The sequence below is a fragment of the Streptomyces sp. bgisy100 genome (assembly GCF_057709105.1).
Window position 1 is genome coordinate 33,639 of the sequence record NZ_JBYITE010000049.1, and the last position, 21,231, is coordinate 54,869.

Genomic DNA, 21,231 nt, shown 5'->3' on the forward strand with positions numbered 1-21,231 from the left:
CCCGGCGTCGCCGGGTCCTCCTTGGGGATGACAGCACCCCTGAGAGGGGCGGCCATTTTCCGTCAATCCCGGCCGAAGCGGTGACCCGGGCCATCCGGCCCGACAAGGTCTCTACCACTGCCAGCGCCTTGCTGACGCCCTCTCAGCTGCCAATAAAATCAGACAACTTCGCTCTGTGGCAGGGCTGTTCGGGGGACGGGCCCGGATAGGCTCGGGCTGCGCTCTGGGGAGGACCGTAAGACGTTCGGACGGTTCGGGAAGCCCGCCCGGATGGTGGAATGCAGACACGGTGAGCTTAAACCTCACTGGCCTTCGGGCCGTGCCGGTTCGAGTCCGGCTCCGGGCACCTCGCAGGATGCGGGGCCTACCAGGGCGAAGGGTAGGAGGGGAACGCCGCGAGTTCTCGTTGCGGGAGCGCGATGGGAGCACGCGGCGCGGTCGTGCCCGGAGGGCGTACGTCACACCGGGCGGGACGCGGATGGCGAGAGCGCCGGTCACCGGGTGAAGTGGCCACTGGGTGTGGGCCGTTCGCCGCCGCGGCAGGCAGAGCGCTTCGACGATGAGGACTTCGCGGCGACGTGTGCGCCGTGTTCCGCGATGCCGTCGGCGAGCGGGGCCGCCACCGCCGCAGTCTCCCGGTGCGCCGTCGAGCGCTACGGCAGTGCCGAGAGCGTGCCGATCGCCGTCATCGAAGCCTGGGACGGGTGCCTTCCATCGCCGCCCAGGGCAGCCGCCCACCGTCCGCGGCTGCTTCGGCGGCCCCCACATGTCTGCTACGCCCTTGAATAGAGACATGTGAGTTTCGGGTCAATAGGCGCCGTCACGGCGGCCATTAAGCGATCCCAAATCAGACATTGTTGTGGCATATCGCAGGTGGGCGGCCGAGTTACCGGGGCGATATTCTCTCCCTCGTTCACCGGCCTGACCTCGGGCAAGGTCCTGCTGCACCTGGGCAGCGGGGAGGCGTTCACGGTTCCGGTGGGGTGGAGGCGCGGGCTTCAGCGCGCGAAGAAATTCGTTCCAGAGAACCGAACGGGGGGCATTGGATGAGCGACCTGCTGGTCTCTTACGACGAGTTGGTGGAAATCAAGAAGAACTTCGCCAAACTCAGCCGGGAGTTCACGTCGTGCGGGGCCAAACAGGACTCCATGGCGGGCGCCTACGGCAACGGCAACATCATCTCGGCGATGGAGGAATTCGTCGACAACTGGGATGACCACCGGAAAGAGCTGCTGCAGCAGATGGGGGACGCCGAAAAGCGGGTCAAGGAAGTCATCAAGGGCTTCAAGGCAGCCGACGGCGAGAAGGAGTGAGGAATCGTGGCCAAGCGTCCGGTCGACTGGTCCCCCATAGCCGAGAGCGACCCGACTCCCGGTGACCCCTACGAGATCCGCGAAGAAGCCCGGCGGCTGGCAAACATCGCAGAGACCATCCGGGAGCAGTCACGGGGCCTCCGTGAGGTCGGTAAGTCCGAGAACCTCAAGGGCAAGTACACGGAGAAGCTCAAAGAGGGCTCCGAGGATCTTGCCGACAAGCTCAGCAAGGTCGAGGGCAGGTACAAGAAGGTGTCCGGCCTGCTGAAGGAATGGGCGAAGGAGCTGGAATACGCCCAGGGGGAGACCCTGAAGGCGCGCACCCAGGCGCAGCAGGACGAGAAGGACGAGGACACGGTGGAGAAGGCCAAGTCCCGTATGGACAAGGCCGTGGACCACTACATCAGCCTGGGCGCGAAAATTGGCGGCCAGATCGAGGATGCGCTCGATGACGACGTCGAGGACAGCCTCTGGGACGATGCCGTCGGTTGGGTGAAGGACCATGCCGAGGGATTCAAGCTGTTCCTCGACATCCTCGGTTGGATCGGGACGGCACTCGCCATCGTGTCGATGTTCATACCCGGAGTGAACATCCTCGTCGGGATCGGCCTCGCCATCGGTATCGCGGTGGTCCTCGGCCGAACGATGCTGGTGGCCGCTGGGGAGGCGAGCTGGATGGATGTGGCGTTCGACTGCATCGGTCTGGTGACGTTCGCCGCCGGTGGGCTCGCGGTCAAGGGGCTGAAGACAGCGAGCACGACCGCTCGTGGCGCGGCCGCGACGAGCCGCACGGCTCGTCTCAAGGAAGGCCTCGCGGCCACCAAGGGCATGCGCAACCGGATCGCCAAGGCCCTCGCCGGCGCCGAGGACGACGCCGCGAAGGAAGCCATCAGGCAGGAGCGGAACACCCTGCTGAAGCTGATCTCCCGTGACGGCGGAAAGGTTGCGGACGACGCTGCCGATATCGGGACGTGGGGCAAGGCCTTGAACCAGGGTGACGACGAAGCCATCGGCATGCTCCAGGGGCTCCGGTCGAACGCCGCTGCGCACCCGGGTGCCGTGTCGGGAGCGACAGTGGCCGGTGGACACGCGGCGTACGGCGCCGCGGTCGGCATGCAGTGGACCGGATTCGTCGCGGACGTCGGCGACAAGGCCGTCGGCGACAATGACACTCTCAATGCGGGCGTCGACCTCACCAACGACGTGTTCGATACGGATATTGCCCACAAGCCCAGTTGGGGCGCCTACAACGATTTCAAGGGCGACACCTGGAAAGTGCCTGCCTCGTCGGCATGGTAATCGGCCCCTTCGAAACGCGAGGAAAGAGCACTGTGGAAACCCCTGAGACGGCGGTGAGCGGCTATACGCTCCTGATGCCCCCGGGATGGGACCGCATCCCACTGAGGTCGAAGTCCGAGACGCAGGACTCGATCAAGGGGATCGTGGATCACGCTGTCACCTTCCTGGACTCCGGGACCCCCAAGGACAAGGTGACGCAGGCCCGGCTCGAGCTGCACGGTCGGCTCAACCGGGCCGTCGCCGACGCCAGGCGCCGGAACGGCATCGACATCTACCTTCCCGTGGAGCCGATCCACGGATTCATCGTGCCCGCCTCCTTCCTGGTCTCCAAGGTCTCCCCGGGTTTCGCCGCGCAGACGTCGCCGAGCGAGACCATGGGCCACCTGACCAAGGACTTCGGGCCGTCGGAGGACATCACGCTGGACGAAGTGGCCGGCGTTCGGTGCCAACGATCCGTCCCCGCCGACCCGAAGCAGGAAGACTCGGTGCCCAGCAGGCAAGTCAACTACGTGGTGCCGGTGCCGGATCCGGAGGGCGTGAGCGAATGGCTCATCGTCTCGTTCACCGCACTCACGCCCGAAGGCATCCCGCAGGAGTTCCTCGACATCCTCACCGAGCTCTTCGACGCCGTCCTGACCACCTTCCGTTGGAGCCCAGCATGAGCATTCCGTACGCACTCGACTTCACCGAAGATCCGGAAGAATGGATTGCCGTCCCCATTCTCGAAGGGAGGGGCGCCGACCGGCAGCGGCGGAAGTGGGCCAAGAAGTCCGCCGAATTGCGCTGGGCCCTCGAGGACGAGGGTCCTCGTGACAAGTCGCAGGTGAAAGAGCTCGCGCGCATGCTCGAGGGCTTCTCCGAGCAGTTTCCGCAGAAGATCCCCATGCAGTACATGTTCGTGTACGCGCCGGATCTCAGCAGGCACCTCGTGCCGTTCTTCTTCTACGCGGCTCGGTCGGAAGGGCCCGTGGAGCAGGTTCTGGACGCGCTGGTGCAACGCAACGAGCCCGGAGCGGCGCAGGATCCGCAGATCGAGGACTTCGACACCGACAACCTCGGCAAGGGGCGGCGCTCCATCCGCCACTTCGTGCCGAAGGGTGGCGAGGCTCTCTGCATGTCGGTGAACTACGGGTGGCGCGTCGACTCCCATGGCATCGACCTGTCCATGCGGACCATCAGCGACGACCTCGGCTGGGTGTCCGCGAACATCGACGCGTTCGACGCGTTCGCCCGCAGCCTGAAGGTGGTGCACCCGAACGACGTGGTCGTCGATTGACGGCAGGGGGCTGCATCCACCGGTTCCCCGGGTGGTCTTGAAGGCCGGGCACGTAACGTACATCCGGCTGATGAGTGGCACGAGTAGATGGGCTGGTACATGGTGCGGGAGGAAGGCGGGTTCTCCGTCGGCCCGGAGGCCGCTTCCGAGGAGCGAACCCGGGCAGGCCGATCGGTACTTCTGCCATGGCTGTTGTTCCACCTCGTGTGCGCGGCCGGGATCATCGGGCTCACGTGGTCGGCGCCTGCGGTCCCGCTCGCTCCGTGGATCAGCGACGGCGCAGCTCCTGTGCTGGGCTGGTTCCTCATCCCGCTCGCCTCGTCCGCGGTGCCGATCTTCTGGCTCCGGCGTGCCCCCCACCACCGACGGAAGCCGGCGTGGCAGCTCCTGCTGCCCTTTGTCACCGGCGCCCTGCTGGGTTTCGTGTCACACGGAGCGGGCGAGGACGCAGCGTTGAAGGAGCGCGGCCGCTGGGCCGAGGCCCAGGTCGTGGCGGTGGAGAACGAGAATTCCAACAAGACCGCTCAGTGCACCTTGCGCACGCTGCACGGGCAGGCGATAGAGCCGGATCTCGAGGAGACCCACGGCTGCGAGAACGGGATCGCGCGAGGTGACACGGTGCGCGTCCGGTACGACCCCGCCGGGATGGCCGGCCCGGAGGACGAGTCCTGGAAGCCGGGGTCCCACGGAGATCTGATCGCCGGTCTGGCGACGGTGTTCGTGGGGTTCGGCGTGTGGGGCAGTATGCGGATGTCCCGGCAGGACCGCGGGTAGCCGCCGCATGCCAGGCCCGACCCCCGCGCGACGCCGCTCCGGCCCCCGCACGGGGGTGCCCGAGTGGGGCGATCCGACAGCCTTCTGCGGAGCCCGTACGGGTGAGTGTGCAGAGAGCCGCCGTAACCCACCTGGCCGTCCCGGGGAAATGTCCACCGATGCGCGGGCGCGTTTCGGGCATTCTGCGCAATTCGCCAACACCCCGTCCTGCTGTGCGGGTGCGGCGGGTGCGGTCGAGGTCCCTCCTGGGGTGCCTCGCCAATCCCCGGGGCGCGCCCTTCGTGCCCGTCCGGTCGCGCACGTGGCGCCGGGATCCTCTCGGGGGATCACCGACCCCTCCCAAAGATCCTCCTCCGGTACTAGAGTGCATCCTTTGCTTACCCATTACTCTTGGGGCAAGGTCGCGCCCGACGGCCATGGAGGAAATGAGATGAGGAGCAGCAACCCGGTCTTCTCGCGACGAAAGTTCAGCCGCGACACCGGCTACGCGGGCTTCAACGCCCCGCCGCAGGCCGGGGGCCCCGCCGCAGCCCAGCAGGGCAACCCGTACGCAGGCAACCCGTACGCGCAGGCGCCCGGCAACCCGTACGCCCAGCAGGCGGGCAACCCGTACGCGCAGCCCGTCGACCAGCACACGCAGATGGCCGACCCCTACGTACAGGGAGCGCCGCCGCAGGCCGGCCGGATGACGATGGACGACGTCGTCATGCGGACGGGCATGACGCTCGGCACGGTCATCGTCGGTGCCGTCGCGGGCTGGATCGTGCTGTCCGGCCAGGGCCTCGGCCTCGCCATCGGCGCCGGTCTGGTCGCGATGGTGCTCGGCCTGGTCCAGGCGTTCAAGCGCAAGGCGTCGCCTGCCCTGATCCTGACGTACGCGGCATTCGAAGGTCTGTTCCTCGGCGGTCTCAGCGGCGCGATCAACGCGCAGCTCGAGGGTGCCCCGATGCAGGCGGTCCTCGGCACCATGGCGGTCTTCGTCGGTGTGCTGATCGCCTACCGGACCCGGCTCATCCGGGTGAATCAGCGCTTCTACCGCTACGTGATGGCGGCCGCGATCGGCTTCGTGCTGCTGACCGCCGTGAACCTGCTGTTCATGGCCTTCGGCGGCGGTGACGGTCTCGGCTTCCGCACCGGTGGCATGGGCATCCTCTTCGGCGTCATCGGCGTCGTCCTGGGCGCCTGCTTCCTGGCGCTGGACTTCAAGCAGGTCGAGGACGGCATCGCCTACGGCGCGCCGCGCGAGGAGTCCTGGCTCGCGGCGTTCGGTCTCACCCTGACGCTGGTGTGGATCTACCTCGAACTGCTGCGCCTGATCTCGATCCTGCGCGGCGACTGACGCACGGGTCCCGGCGCGCCGCGCGCCGTACGGACACCGCGAAGGGCCCGGAGGCACTGCCTCCGGGCCCTTCGGCCTGTGCTCGGACGGGTGGTGGTGCGCGCGGCCGCTGCCGGGCCGGGCTCCCGGGCGCCTCCTAGCCGCGCTTGCGCGCTGCGCGCCTCAGATCGTGTTCATGGATGATCGCCTTGGCGTGGCCGTAGGCGAGCTCATGCGCGCCGCGCAGCCAGTTGACCTTTTCCTCGAAGCGGAGGAGAGCGGGGCCGTCATCGACGGTGCGCAGCCAGTCGGAGACTTCACGACCAGTGCACTGGGGGATACGGGAGAGCAGGTTCCGGTGGGTCTCTTCGGAGAAGACTTGGGACATCAGCGCCTCCGGACGCGTCCATTGCCGGTTCACTTGCGTGTGCCGGATTGGTCCTTCCGGACACCGTGCCCGACTGGCCGTCCGTTGGCAACAGGCCCGGGGCGGCGCATAGGCTCGCGCCGTGCTTGATGTGACGCCCTTGGTGGCTGCCGTGGACAGTCTGGCCGACCGGCTGCGGTCGGCCCCGCAGAGCCGCCTCCAGCGGGGCGCCGCCGACGAGGGGCTGGCGCTGGCCCGGGAGTTGGCCCGCCGGGCCCACGGCATCGAGTCCCCCGGGGCGGAGCCCCGGCCGATGCCCGAGGTGGGCATGTTCGCGGTGGCCGACCAAGTGGCGGTGGCGGGTCACGATCTGGCGGAGGCACTCCGGAGCGCGTCCGGCGCACAGCCGACCGCCCCCGCGCCCGGGGGCGCCGACCTCGACGACGCCGTCGCACTGGTGGAGGCCGCAGCGGAGCGCTGCGGCCTCTGACGCGTGCCGGTACGGGCGCCGTCGCCGGGCGCGCGACGGGTGCTGCTGCCGGCTACCCGGCGGTTGCGGGCGCTGGTGCCGGTGGTCCGGCGAATGCGGCACTGGTGCCGGGCGCCAGGTGGCCCGGGGCCGGCGGTGCGGCGGACCGGGTGGTGCGCCGGGTGGTGCGTCGACGGTGGCGCCGGGTGGCTTTCCGGCGGGCCGGGGCCGACGGGCAGGCGCCGGCCCCGGTGTTCAGTGGCCCCCCCCGGTGTGGCAGTGGCCCCCGGTGGTGCAGTGGGCCGGTGACGCGGCGGCCGGTGCCGCCGAACGGCCCTCCGAAGGGCCGGGCGCGGGGCGGTCGGCTCGTGGGCCCGCCGCGGGTGCGGCCGGCCCCGAGGGCCGCTTCCGCGGGCGTCAGAGCGAGGCGATGACGCGGTCCGCGAGGACGTACACGCTCTCCTCGCCGTAGGCGAAGGTCATGGCGTAGGCGCCGGAGACACCGGAACCGCCCAGCAGCACCGGCGCGTTGCCCGCGCGCAGCGCCGCGGCGAGCTGTTCCGCGGTCTCCCGGTCGCCCGGCGTCATGCAGATCGTGGTGCCGTCCGCGAAGACGTACACGTCCAGGGTGCCGAGCGGGCCGGGGCGCACGTCGGTGAGCGGGGTGGCGTCCTCCGCCAGCTGCTCCAGCCGGGTCACGGTGCGCTCGTGGTCCGCGACGGCGGGCACCGGGGTGCCGCCGCCCGTGTCCTGGGAGTTGGCGGGGTGCGAGGGGTGCCGACGGCGGGCCGCGGCCAGCTCCGGGGACTCCGCGGACTCCGGGACGTCCTCGGCCGGCACGCCCGGCTCCTCGATGGCCGCCTCCAGGGCGTCCAGCGCGTCGAGCGCCTCGGCGCCCAGGAACGGCTCCACCCCGGCGAAGTCGGTCTGGCGCGGCAGGTACAGCGGGGCCTCGTCGCCCGGGCCGGTCAGCGGGCCCAGCAGCGGGGGCGAGTCGGCCGCGTCACGGGCCTCCTGTGCCGCCCAGAACGCCCGCGCCTCGGCGAGCTCCCGCTCGCGCTCCTCGGCGAGGGCGTCGGCCACGGCCGCCCGTATCTCCTCGGCGGGCACCGCGCGGGCGGCGGGGACGGCGGCGGACTCCGCCGCGGCCGGTCGGGCGAGCTCCGCGCGCAGGGCGGTGAGCTGCTTCCGCAGACCACGAGCAGTGTGCAGGGCCGCTGCGCCCAGAGCCGTGGCGGCGACCGCGGCCAACAGCAGGGCAAGGGACATGGCGCTCACTGACGTACTCCCGATTCGACTGGATCCCCCGAATTCCTACCTCAGCTTGTCGTGCGCCGCCTCCCTCGGGCAGTGCAAAACGTCCTGAAAGGGTCGGGCCCTTCGACCTTGTCCGTCCACGGGCAAGGGCTCGACCTGCGCAAATGAAGCTCCCCCAGGACATACATCACATCCTGGGGGAGATTCGGTCACGGCCGAGTGGCCGGTGCGGACGCCCCTGTTCCGGCGTTGGGCGCCGGTCGGCGGCGCGTCCCCCGGGGTCCGGTTCCGCTTCGCTTCCGCTGCGGGCCGGGAGCGGTCCCGGTGCCCCGGGTGGCCTCTGCCCTCTGCGGCGGCTCGGCTCAGCCGCGTGCTGCTGCCGGTCGCGTTCCGCTTGGCCTGCGGTGAGCCGGGGCCGGTCCTCGTTCCTCGGGCCGGCCCCGGCCGCCGTCGGGACTCAGCTCAGCCGCTCGATGACCATCGCCATGCCCTGGCCGCCGCCGACGCACATGGTCTCCAGACCGAACTGCTTGTCGTGCCATTGCAGGCTGTTGATCAGGGTGCCGGTGATCCGGGCGCCGGTCATGCCGAAGGGGTGGCCGACGGCGATGGCGCCGCCGTTGACGTTCAGCTTGTCGATGTCGATGCCCAGGTCGCGGTAGGAGGGGATGACCTGCGCGGCGAACGCCTCGTTGATCTCGACCAGGTCGATGTCCCCGATGGACAGCCCGGCCCGCCGCAGGGCCTGCTTGGACGCCTCGACCGGGCCGTAGCCCATGATCTCGGGGGAGAGGCCGGAGACGCCGGTGGAGACGATGCGGGCCAGCGGGGTCAGGCCGAGCTCGCGGGCCTTGGTGTCGGACATGATCACCAGGGCGGCGGCGCCGTCGTTCAGCGGGCAGCAGTTGCCCGCGGTGACCAGGCCGTCGGGGCGGAACACCGGCTTCAGGCCCTGGACGCCCTCCACGGTGACGCCCGCGCGCGGACCGTCGTCCTTGCTGACGACCGTGCCGTCGGGGGTGGTCACCGGGGTGATCTCGCGCTCCCAGAAGCCGTTCTTGATGGCCTCCTCGGCGAGGTTCTGCGACCGCACGCCGAACTCGTCCATGTCCTGGCGGGTCACGCCCTTGAGGCGGGCCAGGTTCTCGGCGGTCTGGCCCATCGCGATGTACGCGTCCGGGATCAGGCCGTCCTCGCGCGGGTCGTGCCAGCCGGTGCCCTCCTGCTCGGCGCGGGCGGCCGTGCGGGCCTCGGCGTCGGCGAACAGCGGGTTGTGGGTGTCCGGCAGGCCGTCGGAGCTGCCCTTGACGCTGCGCGAGACGGTCTCGACACCGGCCGAGATGAAGACGTCGCCCTCACCGGCCTTGATGGCGTGCAGCGCCATCCGGGAGGTCTGGAGCGAGGAGGAACAGTAGCGGGTGACGGTGCAGCCCGGCAGGTGGTCCATGCCCAGCTGGACCGCGACGATCCGGCCCAGGTTGTGGCCCTGCTCGCCGCCGGGGAGGCCGCAGCCGAGCATCAGGTCGTCGATGTCGCGCGGGTCCAGCTCGGGGACCTTGGCGAGCGCGGCCTGGATGATCCCGGCGGTCAGGTCGTCCGGGCGGACGTCCTTGAGGGAGCCCTTGAAGGCGCGTCCGATCGGTGTGCGGGCTGCTGAGACGATCACGGCTTCGGGCATCACGGCTCCAGAGGGAATGAGGTGGCGCGCGGGGCGCCTCGTCGGGGGCGCGGCCGGGCCACGGCGGGCGGGAAGGCAGAACTGTGTGGGAAGTTACCTGCACGTACTGCCGAGGTCACGGCTTGGGTGCTGTGACGCGGGCCTCTTTTCTAAGCGCCCGCTCAGGTGTGTCGTGGTGGGAGTGCGGGAGCCCGGGGCCCGGGCCCGGCTCCGCCGACCGGGGTGTACCCGCGGCCCGGCCACGCCAATCGGCGGGTCCGGGTCCGTCGGCCGACGGACCCGGCCCCGCCGGTCGGCTCCGGTCGGCAGGCCCGGACCGCCGGTCGCGGGCCCCAGTTTCCGCCGGTCGCGGGCCCGCTGCCCGTCGGCCACTGTCTGCCGTCCGCCGCCGTCTGCCGTCTGCCGTCTGCCGTCTGTCGTCCGCCGTCCGCCCACCGGCGCGTCCGGATCGCCGACCGGCCGCCCCCGGTCCGCCCACCGGAGCGGCCGGGACGGGGTGCCCGCCCGGGCGTCCGGCCGGCCCTCCGAGTCAGTCCGGGCCGTGCACCGTGGAGTCCGGTCCCCGCACCTTCGCCCGGGCGGCGCCCGGCATCTCGCTGGGCGGGAGACGCCGCCGGCGGCGGCGCTTGAGCAGCACCCAGGGGCCCCGGATGCCGACCGGCGCGGCCGCCGCGACCTCGGTGCCGCCCTCGGCGGCCGCCTGCGCCGCGGCCTCCGCGACCGGCAGGATGCCCTCGTGCCGCGAGGTGTCCGGCCGGTCCTCCTCCGCGGGCCACAGCCCCAGCGCCGCGCAGAGCGTCGGCAGCACGGCCATCGCGGCGGTGGCGTAGCCCTCGGCCGACGGGTGGTAGTTGTCCGGGCCGAACAGCTCCCGCGGATTCGCCTCGAACTCCGGGCCGAGGAGATCGCCGAGCGAGACCGTCCGGCCGCCCTGTTCGACCGCGCCGATGGTCTGGGCCGCGGCCAGCTGCCGGCTCATCCGGCGGGCCACCCAGCGCAGCGGCTGGTAGACCGGCTCGATGGTGCCCAGGTCGGGGCAGGTGCCGACGACCACCTGGCAGTTCTTCTCCCGGAGCCGGCGCACCGCGTCCGCGAGCAGCCGCACGGAGCGGGCGGGCGGCATGCGGTGGGTGACGTCGTTCGCCCCGATCATGATCACGCAGACGTCGGGCACCAGGCTGCTGTCCGTGAGCAGCAGCGTGACCTGCCGTTCCAGGTCGTCGGACTGGGCGCCGGGCAGCGCCACGGTCCGCAGGTCCACCGGGCACTCGGCGACCGCCGCCAGCCCCGAGGCGAGCAGCGCGCCCGGTGTCTGCCGCGGGCGGTGCACGCCCTGTCCGGCCGCCGTGGAGTCACCGGCCAGGGCGAGCCGCAGCGGCCTTCGCCCGGCCTGCCGGGCGAAGGCCAGTCCGTAGCGGCCGTCCGCGTTCGGCGGGAGGTCGCCCGAGCCGCCCACCACCCGTCGCGCCAGCTGCACCTCGGTCATCAGCAGCCCGACCGTGGCGCCGCCCAGCAGTCCGATCCCCCCGCCCCCGTATGCCGCCGCTGCCGCGATCCGCCGCGCCACCCTCGCCCTCGACATCGACATGTGTCCGGCCCGCCTCCCGCTGTCCGACCGTGCCACTGGTTAGGTGCCCCGTGCGGCCGGTCCCGCAACGCCTCCGTACGGCGGGCCCGGGCGGAATAGGCTGGGCAGGCACGGGCCCGCGAGAGCGGCTGCCCGCCCGACCGCGGAGACCCCGCCTGACTTGGAGAACGTCGTGCAGTATCACGATTCGATGATTGAGCTCGTCGGCAACACCCCGCTGGTGCGGCTCAACAACGTGACCGAGGGCATCCAGGCGACCGTCCTGGCCAAGGTCGAATACTTCAACCCGGGCGGGTCCGTGAAGGACCGCATCGCCGTCCGGATGATCGAGGCGGCCGAGGAGTCCGGCGCGCTGCAGCCCGGCGGCACCATCGTGGAGCCCACCTCCGGGAACACCGGGGTGGGACTGGCGATCGTGGCCCAGCAGAAGGGCTACAAGTGCATCTTCGTCTGCCCGGACAAGGTGTCCACCGACAAGATCAATGTGCTGCGGGCGTACGGCGCGGAGGTCGTGGTCTGCCCGACCGCCGTCGACCCCGAGCACCCCGACTCGTACTACAACGTCTCGGACCGGCTCGTCCGGGAGACGCCCGGCGCCTGGAAGCCCGACCAGTACAGCAACCCGAACAACCCGCGGTCGCACTACGAGACCACCGGCCCGGAGCTGTGGGAGCAGACGGCGGGGAAGATCACGCACTTCGTCGCGGGTGTCGGCACCGGCGGCACGATCAGCGGCACCGGCCGGTACCTCAAGGAGATCTCCGAGGGCCGGGTGCGGATCGTCGGCGCGGACCCGGAGGGCTCGGTCTACTCCGGCGGCTCCGGCCGGCCGTACCTGATCGAGGGCGTCGGTGAGGACTTCTGGCCCACCGCGTACGACCCGAAGGTGACCGACGAGATCGTCGCCGTCTCGGACAAGGACGCCTTCCAGATGACCCGCCGGCTCGCCAAGGAGGAGGGCCTGCTGGTCGGCGGCTCCTGCGGCATGGCGGTCGTCGGCGCGCTGAAGGTCGCCGAGGGCCTCGGCCCGGACGACGTGGTGGTCGTGCTGCTGCCGGACAGCGGCCGCGGCTACCTCAGCAAGATCTTCAACGACGAGTGGATGGCGGACTACGGCTTCCTGGAGGAGGCCGGGACCAGCGCCCGCGTCGCCGACGTGCTGGCGTACAAGGAGGGCGCGCTGCCCTCGCTCGTCCACATGCACCCGGACGAGACGGTCGGCGAGGCCATCGACGTGCTGCGCGAGTACGGCGTCTCGCAGATGCCGATCGTGAAGCCCGGCGCGGGTCACCCCGATGTGATGGCGGCCGAGGTCATCGGCTCGGTGGTGGAGCGGGAGCTGCTGGACGCCCTCTTCGCCCAGCGCGCGTCGCTCACCGACCCGCTGGAGAAGCACATGAGCCCGCCGCTGCCGCAGGTCGGCTCCGGCGAGCAGGTCGCCGACCTGATGTCGGTGCTGGAGCGGGCCGACGCCGCGATCGTGCTGGTGGAGGGCAAGCCGAAGGGTGTGGTGAGCCGGCAGGACCTGCTCGCGTTCCTGGCGAAGGACGCCAAATGACCCTGCCGGGCCGGGCCTTCGCGTAAGAGGTACGTATGCGTCACGCACCCGCAGCACGGACTTAACACGGGTGGGGCACCGTAGGGGATGTCGGCAAGGACGACACCGGCTTCCACAGGCGGCGCCCAGGACCTCCGGAGCGGCTCCCGGACCTCCATGGCGCCCGGACGTGGCAGACCGGCCCTGACCCGGCCCGCGTCCCCCGCGGGGACCGCCGTCGTCCCGCCCCCGGTCTCCCGGCCGGGGTGCGGCGGTCCCCGCTCATCCGCTTCCCCTCTGCGGCCCCGGCTCCGGCCGGGGCCGCAGGGCTTTCGGCGTGCGCGGCTCCCGGCGTCACGGTTCCCCGGCTCCGGCCCGCCGCGCCCCGCGCGCTACGGTCACGGTGACCGCAACGGGGGCCCCGGCCCCCATCCGAACCGGGGGAGTCCCCGGGGTGAAGGAGCGCATCCGTGACCGGAGTTCTGCTGCCCTCCCTGGCCGGGCCGTACGGCGCCGACCGTCCCGACGCGCTCACCGTCGCCGGGCGCTCCTCCTCCCGGGAGGAGCTGGTGGGGGCGGCCGGCGCGGTCGCCGGACGGATCGCGGGGGCCTCGGCCGTCGCCGTACGGGCCGACGCCTCGCTGGAGACCGTGGTGGCCGTGGTCGGCGGGCTGCTGGCCGGGGTTCCGGTCGTCCCGCTGCCGCCCGACGCCGGGCCCGCCGAGCGGAGCCACATCCTGCGGGACTCGGGCGCCGAACTGCTGCTGGGGGCCGACGGCACGGACGGCGTGGAGGGCGTTCCGGTGGACGTCCGGGAGCGGGCCGACTGGAACAAGGCCGAGCCCGCGCCGGACACCACCGCGCTGATCCTCTACACCTCCGGCACGACCGGTGCCCCCAAGGGCGCGCTGATCCCGCGCGGGGCCGTCGCCGCCGATCTGGACGCCCTGGCCGAGGCGTGGGCGTGGACGCCCGGTGACACCCTGGTCCACGGGCTGCCGCTGTTCCATGTGCACGGCCTGGTGCTGGGCGTCCTGGGGGCGCTACGAGTCGGCAGCCGCCTGGTCCACACGGGCCGGCCGACGCCGGAGGCGTACGCGGCGGCGGGCGGCTCCCTGTACTTCGGCGTCCCCACGGTGTGGGGGCGGGTCGCCGGGGACGCCGGCGCCGCACGGGCGCTGAGCGGCGCCCGGCTGCTGGTGTCGGGCAGCGCGGCCCTGCCCGCCCCCGTCTTCCGCGACCTGGCGGAGCTGACCGGGCACCGGCCGGTCGAGCGGTACGGCATGACCGAGACGCTGATCACCGTCAGCGCGCGGGCCGACGGCGACCGCCGGCCCGGCTGCGTCGGCACCCCGCTGCCCGGCATCGCGACCCGGGTCGTCGCCGAGGAGGGGAGCGGGATCGGGGAGCTCCAGCTCACCGGCCCGACCCTGTTCAGCGGCTACCTCGGCCGGCCCGAGGCGACCGCCGCGTCCTTCACCGACGACGGCTGGTTCCGCACCGGCGACATCGCCGCCGTCGAGCCCGACGGCACCCACCGCATCGTGGGCCGCGCCTCCACCGACCTGATCAAGTCCGGCGGCTACCGGGTCGGCGCGGGCGAGGTGGAGAACGCCCTGCTGGACCACCCCGCGGTCCGGGAGGCGGCCGTCGTCGGCGTCCCGCACGACGACCTGGGGCAGCAGATCGTGGCCTATGTCGTGGCCGACGGGACCGGCGAGGACGAGCTGATCAACTTCGTGGCGGGGCACCTGTCGGCCCACAAGCGCCCGCGCCGGGTGGTCTTCCTGGAGGCGCTGCCCCGCAACGCCATGGGCAAGCCGCAGAAGCGCCTGCTGCCGCCGCTCTGAGCGTCGGGTGCGGGCGGGTCACGGCGACGCGGAAGGGTGCGCCGAGCGGGGCTGCCTGTATATGGTCATGCAGAGCTCATGGTGGCTGAATAGTTGCCGCCGCCGCACCCGGGCCGGGACGGCAACGGCCTCCCGGCCCGGGGCCGGACGGCGGGACGCGGCCGGATCCCCGCTCGCCCACCGGACCGCGGGCGGAGCTCGGCGCACGACGGACAGGAGGACCGGATGAGCGACGCGGACACCGGCGGCGCGGAGGGCGCGGCCGCCCGGCTGCAACAGCTCTTCGAGGGGCACCGGCTGACGCCCACTCAGCGGCGCATCGCCCACTGCATGGTGCGGCGGGCCGCGGACGTCCCCTTCCTCTCCAGCGTCGAGCTGGCCGAACTCGCCGGGGTCAGCCAGCCGTCGGTGACCCGGTTCGCGGTCGCCCTGGGCTTCGACGGCTACCCGGCGCTCCGCCGGCACCTGCGCGAGGTCGCCCCCGCGGAGCGGCCGGAGGCGGAGGCGGCGGCGCTCAACGAGTACCAGCAGGCGGTCCAGGCCGAGATCGGCAATCTGCGGCACCTCGCGGCGCTGCTCGCCGACCCCGCGCCGGTGGAGCGCGCGGGACGGCTGCTGGCCGGATCCCGTCCGCTGCCGGTCCTCGGGCTGCGGGCGGCCTCCGCGCAGGCCCGCGGCTTCGCCTACTTCGCCGCCAAGGTGCACCCGGACGTCCGGCTGCTCGACGAGGGCGGCACGATGCTCGCCGACCGGATCGACGCCGCGGCGCGGGCAGGGGCGAACGCCCTGCTCTGCTTCGCGCTGCCACGCCACCCGCGGGAGGTCGTGGACGCCCTGGAACACGCCCGGGAGGCGGGCCTGACCGTGGTCACCGTGGCCGACAGCGCCTTCGCCCCGGTGGCCGGGCACACCGATCTGCTGCTGCCGGCGGCCGTCGGCACCGGGCTCGCCTTCGACACGGCCTGCGCGCCGATGCTGCTGGGGCGGGTCCTGCTGGAGGCGATGTGCGACGCGCTGCCGGACGCGCAGGCGAGCCTGGAGGAGTTCGACGCACGGGCCGCGGCGCGCGGGCTGTTCGTGGACTGAGAAGCGCCCGCCGGGGTGCGCGGCCCGGCCCGTCACGCCTCAGCCCGTCACGCCCCGGCCCGTCCGCCAGGCAGCCGGGGGAACGTCCGGTCGCGCGCCCGGCCGTCGGATCGCCGCCGTCAAACGCCCGCCGTCACCCCTCCCCGTCACGTCCCCGTCACGCCCCCGTGAAGGCGTCCCGGAAGCCGCCCCCGCTCTCCGCGACCAGCTCCTCCACCGTCTGCTGGGGGCGTGCCATCGCGAAGCGCACCGGTTCCGCGGGCCCGCCGGTGAAGCCGTGCACCGCCGGGCGCGGCAGCGTGTTGTAGGCGAAGTGGTTGGTGAAGTAGTACGCGCCGGTGTCGAGCAGCGCGACGAGGTCACCGGCCTCGACCGGCGGCAGGGGGCGGTTCTCGGCCACCAGATCGCCCGCGAAGCAGCAGGGCCCGGCGACGTCCTGGGCGACGGCCGGTCCGGTCCTGGGCCGGCCCTGCGCGTCGTACGCCTCCACCCGGAGCGGCCAGGCGTCGGGGACGAAGACCGTGCGGGTGGCCAGCTGGGCCCCGGCGTGGGTGACGGCGATGGGGCGTCCGCCCGCGCTCTTGGTGTACTCCACCCGCGCCAGGACCAGGCCGTTCTTGGCCAGCAGCGACCGGCCGAACTCGGTGACCAGCCCGTACCGGCCGTCGAGCAGCCCGGGGACGGTGTCCCGCAGCACCTGCGCGTAGTCCCGGAAGGTGGGGGTCGTCTCGTCGGAGCCGAAGTTGACCGGGAGGCCGCCGCCGATGTCCAGGGTGTCGACCTGCCGCCGCCCGGCCGCCGCGTTGATCTCCTCGGCCAGCTCGTACGTGGCCCGTACGCCCTCCGCCATGAGCTCCAGCGGGACGCCCTGGGAACCGGTGTGGGCGTGCAGCCGGGTCAGCCACGGCCGCTCCGCGTAGGCGCGCAGCACCCAGTCGCGAGCCCCCTCGTCGCGCAGGGCGACCCCGAACTTGGAGGTGGCGGTGGCGGTGCTCAGCGCGCCGATGGAACCGCCGCCGACCTGCGGATTGACCCGCAGTCCGAGCGGTGAGCGGCTCGGCGCGGAGGCGACCGCCGCGTCGATCCGGGCCAGCTCCTGGGGGTTGTCGGCGTTGAGGGCGATGCCCAGCTCCAGCGCCTCGCGCAGCTCGGCGGGCGTCTTGGCGGGGGAGTCCAGCACGGTGTCGCCCACGGGCACCCCGGCCGCGCGGGAGAGCGCCAGTTCCCCGGGGCTGGCCACCTCGCAGCCCACCCCCTCCTCGGCGAGCAGCCGCAGCACCGGCACCAGGGGCGCGGCCTTCACCGCGAAGGCGTGCAGTACAGGGGTGCCGGGGGCGGTGACCTCGTCGAACGCCGCCCGCAGCGCGGCGGCCGACTCCCGGATGCCGGCCACGTCCAGCAGCCCGACGACCGGCTCCTCCGTCCCGATCAGGCCCTGCTCGACGGCGGCCCGTACGGCCCGCTCCCGCCGCGCCGCGCGCTGCTCGTGGCCGCCGGCCGCGATGCCCCCGCCGGTGATGTCTCCCGCCGCGATGTCCCCCGCCGTGGTGTTCCTGTCCGAGGTGCTCATAAGGCCACTCCACCATCCGCCCGCCACCTCTGGCCAGAAATGACCCGGATACAGTGGCGGCCGCCGACCGAGGAGGAGCCGTGGCCGGGGAGCAGGGGCGGGCGGGGCGGATGCTGGGGGCGAACCTCCGTGCCCTGCGCACGGAGCGGGGGCTGTCGCTGTCCGAGGTCGCCCGCAGGTCGGGCGTGGCCAAGAGCGCGCTGTCCCAGCTGGAGGCGGGGCTCGGCAACCCCACGATCCAGACAGTGTTCAGTTTGTCGAACGCTCTCAAGGTGCCCGTCTCCGATCTGCTGACCGAGCGCACCGAACCGGACGTGCTGCTCGTCCGCTCCGCCGGGCTCGAAGTGCTGAGCAGCGAGGCCGTGGACCTGCGGATCCTGCGCCGGATCGAACCCCGGGGCGGGGTGCTGGAGGTCTACGACCAGCGGGTGCGCCCCGGGGCCCGGCAGCACTCCGAGGGCCATCCCGGCGTGGAGCACGTGGTGGTCACCGCGGGGGTGCTGCGGGTCGGCCCGCCGGAGGACCCGTACGAGCTGGGGCCCGGCGACTACGTCTGCCTGCCCGGGGCGCGTCCGCACATCTACGAGGCCGCGGGCGACACGCCGGTCTCCTCGGTGCTGCTGATCGAGTACCCCGAGGGCATTGACCGCTCCACGGCGCCGCACTAACGTCACTGCCGTTCTTTCTAGAGAACGGCGGTGCGGTGCATGCTCGTCCTCCGGAAACACCCCGACGTGATCGTCGTCGGCAGCGGCATCACCGGCGCGGCCTGCGCCGAGGCCCTGACGCGCCGCGGCTTACGGGTCGCCGTCCTGGACCGCGGTCCGCTCGCCTCCGGCACCACCGCGTGCGGCGAGGGCAACCTCCTGGTCTCCGACAAGCCGCCGGGCCCCGAACTCGCCCTCGCCCAGGCCTCCCTGCGCCGCTGGCCGCGGCTGCTCGCCGCCCTCGCGGACGAACTGGGCCCGGACGCCGCCTGCGAGTACGAGCCCAAGGGCGGGCTGGTCGTCGCCACCGGGCCCGAGGAGGCCGGCGCCCTCACGGAGTTCGCCGCGGCCCAGCGCGCCGCCGGCGTCACCGCCCAGGCACTCACCCCGGCCGAGGCCGCGGCCCGGGAACCGGGCCTGACGCCGGAGGTGCGCGGCGCGGTGTTCTATCCGGAGGACGCCCAGCTCCAGCCGGTGCTGGCCGCCACCGCACTGCTCGCCGCGGTCCGCGCCCGCGGCGGGGAGGTCCGGACCGGCATCGAAGCGGTCGGCGTCGACCGGAGTGGCGACCGGGTCACCGGCCTGGTCACCCGCTCCGGCACCATCCCCTGCGGCGCGGTGGTGAGCGCCTGCGGCCCGTGGACCGCGACCTTCGCCGCCGCGGCCGGCGCCCCGCTGCCCGTCCTGCCGCGGCGCGGAATGATCCTGGTCACCGCCCCGCTGCCGCCCGGCACCGTCCGGCACAAGGTGTACGACGCCGGGTACGTCGGCGCGGTCGGCAGCGACGACGCGGACCTGAGCACCTCGACCGTGGTGGAGTCGACCCGGGCCGGCACCGTCCTCATCGGGTCGAGCCGGCAGCGCGCCGGCTTCGACGACGCCGTGCGGATCGACGTCCTGCGCCGTCTGGCCCGCCGGGCGGCCGTCCTCTTCCCCGGCCTGCGGAACGTCCCGGTGATGCGCGCCTACGGCGGGTTCCGCCCGTACACCCCGGACCATCTGCCGGTCATCGGCGAGGACCCGCGGCGGCCGGGGCTGTGGCACGCGACCGGCCACGAGGGCGCGGGAATCGGCCTGGCCGCGGCCACCGGCGAACTGCTCGCCGAGCTGTACGCCGGGGAGCGGCCGCATCTGGACCCGGAGCCGTTCCGGGTGGACCGTCCGGGACTGGAGGAACCGCCGTGCCCACAGTGACCGTCGACGGGGAGCCGCGCGGCTTCCGGCCGGGACAGACCGTGGCGGCGGTGCTCCTGGCCGCGGGCCGCACCTCCTGGCGCACCACCCGGACCGGCCGCCGGCCGCGCGGCGTCTTCTGCGGGATCGGGGTCTGCCACGACTGCCTGGTGACGGTCAACGGCCTGCCGGACGTCCGCGCCTGCCTCCGCGAGGCGGCCGACGGCGACGCCATCGGCACCGCGTCATGAACGCCGTGGTCGTGGTGGGAGCCGGGCCCGCCGGGATGGCGGCGGCCCTCGCCGCCGGCGCCGCCGCGGACGTCGTGCTGCTCGACAACGGCGCCCGCCCCGGCGGCCAGTTCCACCGGCAGGCGCCCACCGGAACACCTGCCGCATCCGCCCGGGCGGTGCTCGCCCATCCCCGGATCTACCACCGCCCGCACACGTCCGTCTGGGCCGTCGAACCGGGCCCGGACGGCACCCACCGGATCCACACCCAGCAGGGGCCCGCCGACGCCGCCCGGCCGGTGGACACCCTGGACGCCCGGTCGCTGATCCTCTGCCCCGGCGCGTACGACCGGGCGCTGCCCTTCCCCGGCTGGGACCTGCCCGGCGTCTGCACCGCGGGCGCCGCCCAGGCACTGGCCAAGGGACAGGGGCTCGCGGTGGGCCGCCGGGTGGTCCTCTCCGGCACCGGCCCGTTCCTGCTCCCCGTCGCGTCCGCCCTGCTGGACGCGGGCGCCGAGGTGCTCGGCGTGTACGAGGCGGGCACGCCGGCCCGCTGGCTGCGCCGGCCTGTCACCGCGCTCCGGGACGGCCGCGCCAAACTCCCCGAACTCGCCGCGTACACCGCCCGGCTGGCCCGCCGGAACGTCCCGTACCGCCACCGCACCGCGGTGGTCGCGGCGCACGGCGCGGACCGCGTCGAGGCGGTGACCGTGGCCCGCCTGGACCGGGACTGGAACATCCGCGCTCTCCGGCGCGTCGACGGGGTGGACGCCGTCTGCGTCGGCTTCGGCTTCACCCCGCAGCTCGAACTGGCCGTCGCCGCGGGCTGCTCCCTGCGCCCCGGCCCGGACGGCCACCCGGTCGTCGCGGTCGACGCCCGCCAGGCCACCTCGGTGCCCGGGGTGTACGCGGCGGGCGAGATCACCGGCATCGGCGGCGCGGACCTCGCGGCGGCCGAGGGCACCGTGGCGGGCGCGGCCGCCATCGGCGCGAACACACCGCGCGCGGCGGCCCGCGTCCGGGCCGGCCGCCGGTTCGCCGCCGCGCTCGCCGCGGCCCACCCGGTCCGCCCGGGCTGGCGCGGCTGGCTCACCGACGACACCCTCATCTGCCGCTGCGAGGAGGTCGGTTACGGCGACCTGCGGGCCGCACTCCGGGACCGCGGCGCCGACGGCATGCGGGTCCTGAAACTCACCAGCCGCGCCGGCCTCGGCCTCTGCCAGGGCCGGATCTGCGGCCGCAACACCGCCGAACTCGCGGGCCTCCCCCCGTCGGACCGCCGCCCGATCGCCCAACCGATCCGCCTCGGAGACCTGGCCGAACCACCTCCGCAACCGCCGTAGCGCCCCAGGGAAACCTAGGCCCGCACGGAGGCCCCGCCGCAGCGCTGACCTCAGGGTTACGAGACCCACTCCAACGCTTCGACGCCGACCGCTACGAACCAGCACCCCAGCCGGCGTGAAGAAGCAGCCCCGCAGGACCAGTTGAACCCAACACATGGGGCGCTGCGCGGACGCGACGACGCTGCAGGGCGCGGTGCCACAGGCACCGGGCGAAAGCAAGGGCACAGGGCAGCGGGACGAGGTGAACGTGACGGCGCGGTGCCGCCGGCCCGCTCCAAACATGACGGCAGCGGGGGCCGCAGGGCCGGGTGAGCGCAAGGGGGTGGGGGCGCAGGGGTGGGGGGTTCCGGAAGCTTCCGTGTATTTGTGGCCCCCCGGGCCGTAAATATACGTTCC

19 protein-coding genes and 1 tRNA gene are annotated in these 21,231 nt (G+C 73.1%); 15 read left to right on the plus strand and 5 right to left on the minus strand.

The features are described from left to right. Positions 1–264: 264 nt before the first annotated feature. The 7 genes from AC3EQ1_RS25905 to AC3EQ1_RS25935 all read left to right on the plus strand — a co-directional run bounded on the left by AC3EQ1_RS25905 (position 265) and on the right by AC3EQ1_RS25935 (position 6,001). A tRNA-Leu gene (locus AC3EQ1_RS25905) sits at positions 265–346 on the plus strand. Between the two features lie 700 nt (positions 347–1,046). Next, positions 1,047–1,313, plus strand: coding sequence for a hypothetical protein (locus AC3EQ1_RS25910; protein ID WP_432096743.1), 267 nt, complete (start codon positions 1,047–1,049; stop codon positions 1,311–1,313). A 6-nt stretch (positions 1,314–1,319) separates the two neighbouring features. Further along, positions 1,320–2,612: a hypothetical protein gene (locus tag AC3EQ1_RS25915; RefSeq protein WP_432096744.1), complete on the plus strand. Its 1,293-nt coding sequence runs from the start codon at positions 1,320–1,322 to the stop codon at positions 2,610–2,612. A gap of 74 nt (positions 2,613–2,686) precedes the next feature. Further along, positions 2,687–3,274: a hypothetical protein gene (locus AC3EQ1_RS25920; protein ID WP_488187177.1), complete on the plus strand. Its 588-nt coding sequence runs from the start codon at positions 2,687–2,689 to the stop codon at positions 3,272–3,274. After that, complete coding sequence (locus AC3EQ1_RS25925; RefSeq protein ID WP_432096746.1) at positions 3,271–3,888, plus strand: hypothetical protein; 618 nt, start codon at positions 3,271–3,273, stop codon at positions 3,886–3,888. The genes AC3EQ1_RS25920 and AC3EQ1_RS25925 overlap by 4 nt, the downstream gene beginning before the upstream one ends. Before the next feature lie 192 nt (positions 3,889–4,080). Further along, complete coding sequence (locus tag AC3EQ1_RS25930) at positions 4,081–4,662, plus strand: hypothetical protein (RefSeq protein WP_432096747.1); 582 nt, start codon at positions 4,081–4,083, stop codon at positions 4,660–4,662. Between the two features lie 430 nt (positions 4,663–5,092). After that, positions 5,093–6,001 (plus strand): Bax inhibitor-1/YccA family protein, encoded by a 909-nt coding sequence (locus tag AC3EQ1_RS25935; protein WP_432096748.1) that lies wholly within the window; start codon positions 5,093–5,095, stop codon positions 5,999–6,001. 136 nt (positions 6,002–6,137) lie between these two features. On the opposite strand, the gene AC3EQ1_RS25940 is transcribed toward AC3EQ1_RS25935, so the two are convergent. Continuing rightward, a complete protein-coding gene (locus AC3EQ1_RS25940) occupies positions 6,138–6,368 on the minus strand; it encodes a DUF4287 domain-containing protein (RefSeq protein WP_351506128.1) in 231 nt (76 codons plus the stop codon). 121 nt (positions 6,369–6,489) lie between these two features. On the opposite strand from AC3EQ1_RS25940, the gene AC3EQ1_RS25945 reads away from it, so the two are divergent. After that, positions 6,490–6,837 carry a hypothetical protein gene (locus AC3EQ1_RS25945; RefSeq protein ID WP_432096749.1) on the plus strand — a complete coding sequence of 116 codons (348 nt, stop codon included), beginning with the start codon at positions 6,490–6,492 and terminating at the stop codon, positions 6,835–6,837. Positions 6,838–7,233: 396 nt separating this feature from the next. Here the strand turns inward: AC3EQ1_RS25945 and AC3EQ1_RS25950 are convergent, their stop codons facing one another. From AC3EQ1_RS25950 to AC3EQ1_RS25960, 3 genes are all read right to left on the minus strand, one after another. Then, positions 7,234–8,094 carry a hypothetical protein gene (locus tag AC3EQ1_RS25950; protein ID WP_432096750.1) on the minus strand — a complete coding sequence of 287 codons (861 nt, stop codon included), beginning with the start codon at positions 8,092–8,094 and terminating at the stop codon, positions 7,234–7,236. A 436-nt stretch (positions 8,095–8,530) separates the two neighbouring features. Next, entirely contained in the window at positions 8,531–9,751 is a 1,221-nt protein-coding gene (locus AC3EQ1_RS25955; protein WP_432096751.1) for an acetyl-CoA C-acetyltransferase, read from the minus strand. A gap of 529 nt (positions 9,752–10,280) precedes the next feature. Then, positions 10,281–11,339, minus strand: coding sequence for an SGNH/GDSL hydrolase family protein (locus AC3EQ1_RS25960; RefSeq protein WP_432096752.1), 1,059 nt, complete (start codon positions 11,337–11,339; stop codon positions 10,281–10,283). A 172-nt stretch (positions 11,340–11,511) separates the two neighbouring features. Between AC3EQ1_RS25960 and AC3EQ1_RS25965 the strand changes: the two genes are divergently transcribed. The 3 genes from AC3EQ1_RS25965 (at position 11,512) to AC3EQ1_RS25975 (ending at position 15,812) form a co-directional block, all read left to right on the plus strand. Then, the gene (locus AC3EQ1_RS25965) at positions 11,512–12,897 is read left to right on the plus strand and encodes a cystathionine beta-synthase (RefSeq protein WP_388859528.1); all 1,386 of its coding nucleotides are present in this window, start codon (positions 11,512–11,514) and stop codon (positions 12,895–12,897) included. A gap of 449 nt (positions 12,898–13,346) precedes the next feature. Continuing rightward, positions 13,347–14,726: an acyl-CoA synthetase gene (locus AC3EQ1_RS25970; protein ID WP_432096753.1), complete on the plus strand. Its 1,380-nt coding sequence runs from the start codon at positions 13,347–13,349 to the stop codon at positions 14,724–14,726. A 225-nt stretch (positions 14,727–14,951) separates the two neighbouring features. Beyond that, a complete protein-coding gene (locus tag AC3EQ1_RS25975) occupies positions 14,952–15,812 on the plus strand; it encodes a MurR/RpiR family transcriptional regulator (protein WP_432096754.1) in 861 nt (286 codons plus the stop codon). A 157-nt stretch (positions 15,813–15,969) separates the two neighbouring features. On the opposite strand, the gene AC3EQ1_RS25980 is transcribed toward AC3EQ1_RS25975, so the two are convergent. Next, positions 15,970–17,382: a type III PLP-dependent enzyme domain-containing protein gene (locus tag AC3EQ1_RS25980; protein ID WP_432096755.1), complete on the minus strand. Its 1,413-nt coding sequence runs from the start codon at positions 17,380–17,382 to the stop codon at positions 15,970–15,972. A gap of 80 nt (positions 17,383–17,462) precedes the next feature. Here AC3EQ1_RS25980 and AC3EQ1_RS25985 point away from each other — a divergent pair, with 80 nt between their 5' ends. The 4 genes from AC3EQ1_RS25985 to AC3EQ1_RS26000 are packed head-to-tail and all read left to right on the plus strand — an operon-like array spanning position 17,463 to position 20,835. Next, complete coding sequence (locus AC3EQ1_RS25985) at positions 17,463–18,050, plus strand: helix-turn-helix domain-containing protein (RefSeq protein WP_351506144.1); 588 nt, start codon at positions 17,463–17,465, stop codon at positions 18,048–18,050. A 39-nt stretch (positions 18,051–18,089) separates the two neighbouring features. After that, complete coding sequence (locus AC3EQ1_RS25990; RefSeq protein ID WP_432096756.1) at positions 18,090–19,283, plus strand: NAD(P)/FAD-dependent oxidoreductase; 1,194 nt, start codon at positions 18,090–18,092, stop codon at positions 19,281–19,283. Then, a complete protein-coding gene (locus AC3EQ1_RS25995; RefSeq protein ID WP_432096757.1) occupies positions 19,271–19,513 on the plus strand; it encodes a 2Fe-2S iron-sulfur cluster-binding protein in 243 nt (80 codons plus the stop codon). The genes AC3EQ1_RS25990 and AC3EQ1_RS25995 overlap by 13 nt, the downstream gene beginning before the upstream one ends. Further along, positions 19,510–20,835, plus strand: coding sequence for an FAD-dependent oxidoreductase (locus AC3EQ1_RS26000; RefSeq protein ID WP_432096758.1), 1,326 nt, complete (start codon positions 19,510–19,512; stop codon positions 20,833–20,835). Before AC3EQ1_RS25995 ends, AC3EQ1_RS26000 begins: the two co-directional genes overlap by 4 nt. The last annotated feature ends 396 nt before the right edge of the window (positions 20,836–21,231 follow it).

Excerpts from the sequence above, each read along its gene's own strand:
- AC3EQ1_RS25925 (WP_432096746.1), top strand. The coding sequence starts at position 3,271 with ATGAGCATTCCGTACGCACTCGACTTCACCGAAGATCCGGAAGAATGG.
- AC3EQ1_RS25920 (WP_488187177.1), top strand. The coding sequence starts at position 2,687 with ATGCCCCCGGGATGGGACCGCATCCCACTGAGGTCGAAGTCCGAGACG.
- AC3EQ1_RS25935 (WP_432096748.1), top strand. The coding sequence starts at position 5,093 with ATGAGGAGCAGCAACCCGGTCTTCTCGCGACGAAAGTTCAGCCGCGAC.
- AC3EQ1_RS25955 (WP_432096751.1), bottom strand. The coding sequence starts at position 9,751 with ATGCCCGAAGCCGTGATCGTCTCAGCAGCCCGCACACCGATCGGACGC.
- AC3EQ1_RS25975 (WP_432096754.1), top strand. The coding sequence starts at position 14,952 with ATGAGCGACGCGGACACCGGCGGCGCGGAGGGCGCGGCCGCCCGGCTG.
- AC3EQ1_RS25980 (WP_432096755.1), bottom strand. The coding sequence starts at position 17,382 with ATGAGCACCTCGGACAGGAACACCACGGCGGGGGACATCGCGGCGGGA.
- AC3EQ1_RS25990 (WP_432096756.1), top strand. The coding sequence starts at position 18,090 with ATGCTCGTCCTCCGGAAACACCCCGACGTGATCGTCGTCGGCAGCGGC.
- AC3EQ1_RS25960 (WP_432096752.1), bottom strand. The coding sequence starts at position 11,339 with ATGTCGATGTCGAGGGCGAGGGTGGCGCGGCGGATCGCGGCAGCGGCG.
- AC3EQ1_RS25940 (WP_351506128.1), bottom strand. The coding sequence starts at position 6,368 with ATGTCCCAAGTCTTCTCCGAAGAGACCCACCGGAACCTGCTCTCCCGT.
- AC3EQ1_RS26000 (WP_432096758.1), top strand. The coding sequence starts at position 19,510 with ATGAACGCCGTGGTCGTGGTGGGAGCCGGGCCCGCCGGGATGGCGGCG.
- AC3EQ1_RS25910 (WP_432096743.1), top strand. The coding sequence starts at position 1,047 with ATGAGCGACCTGCTGGTCTCTTACGACGAGTTGGTGGAAATCAAGAAG.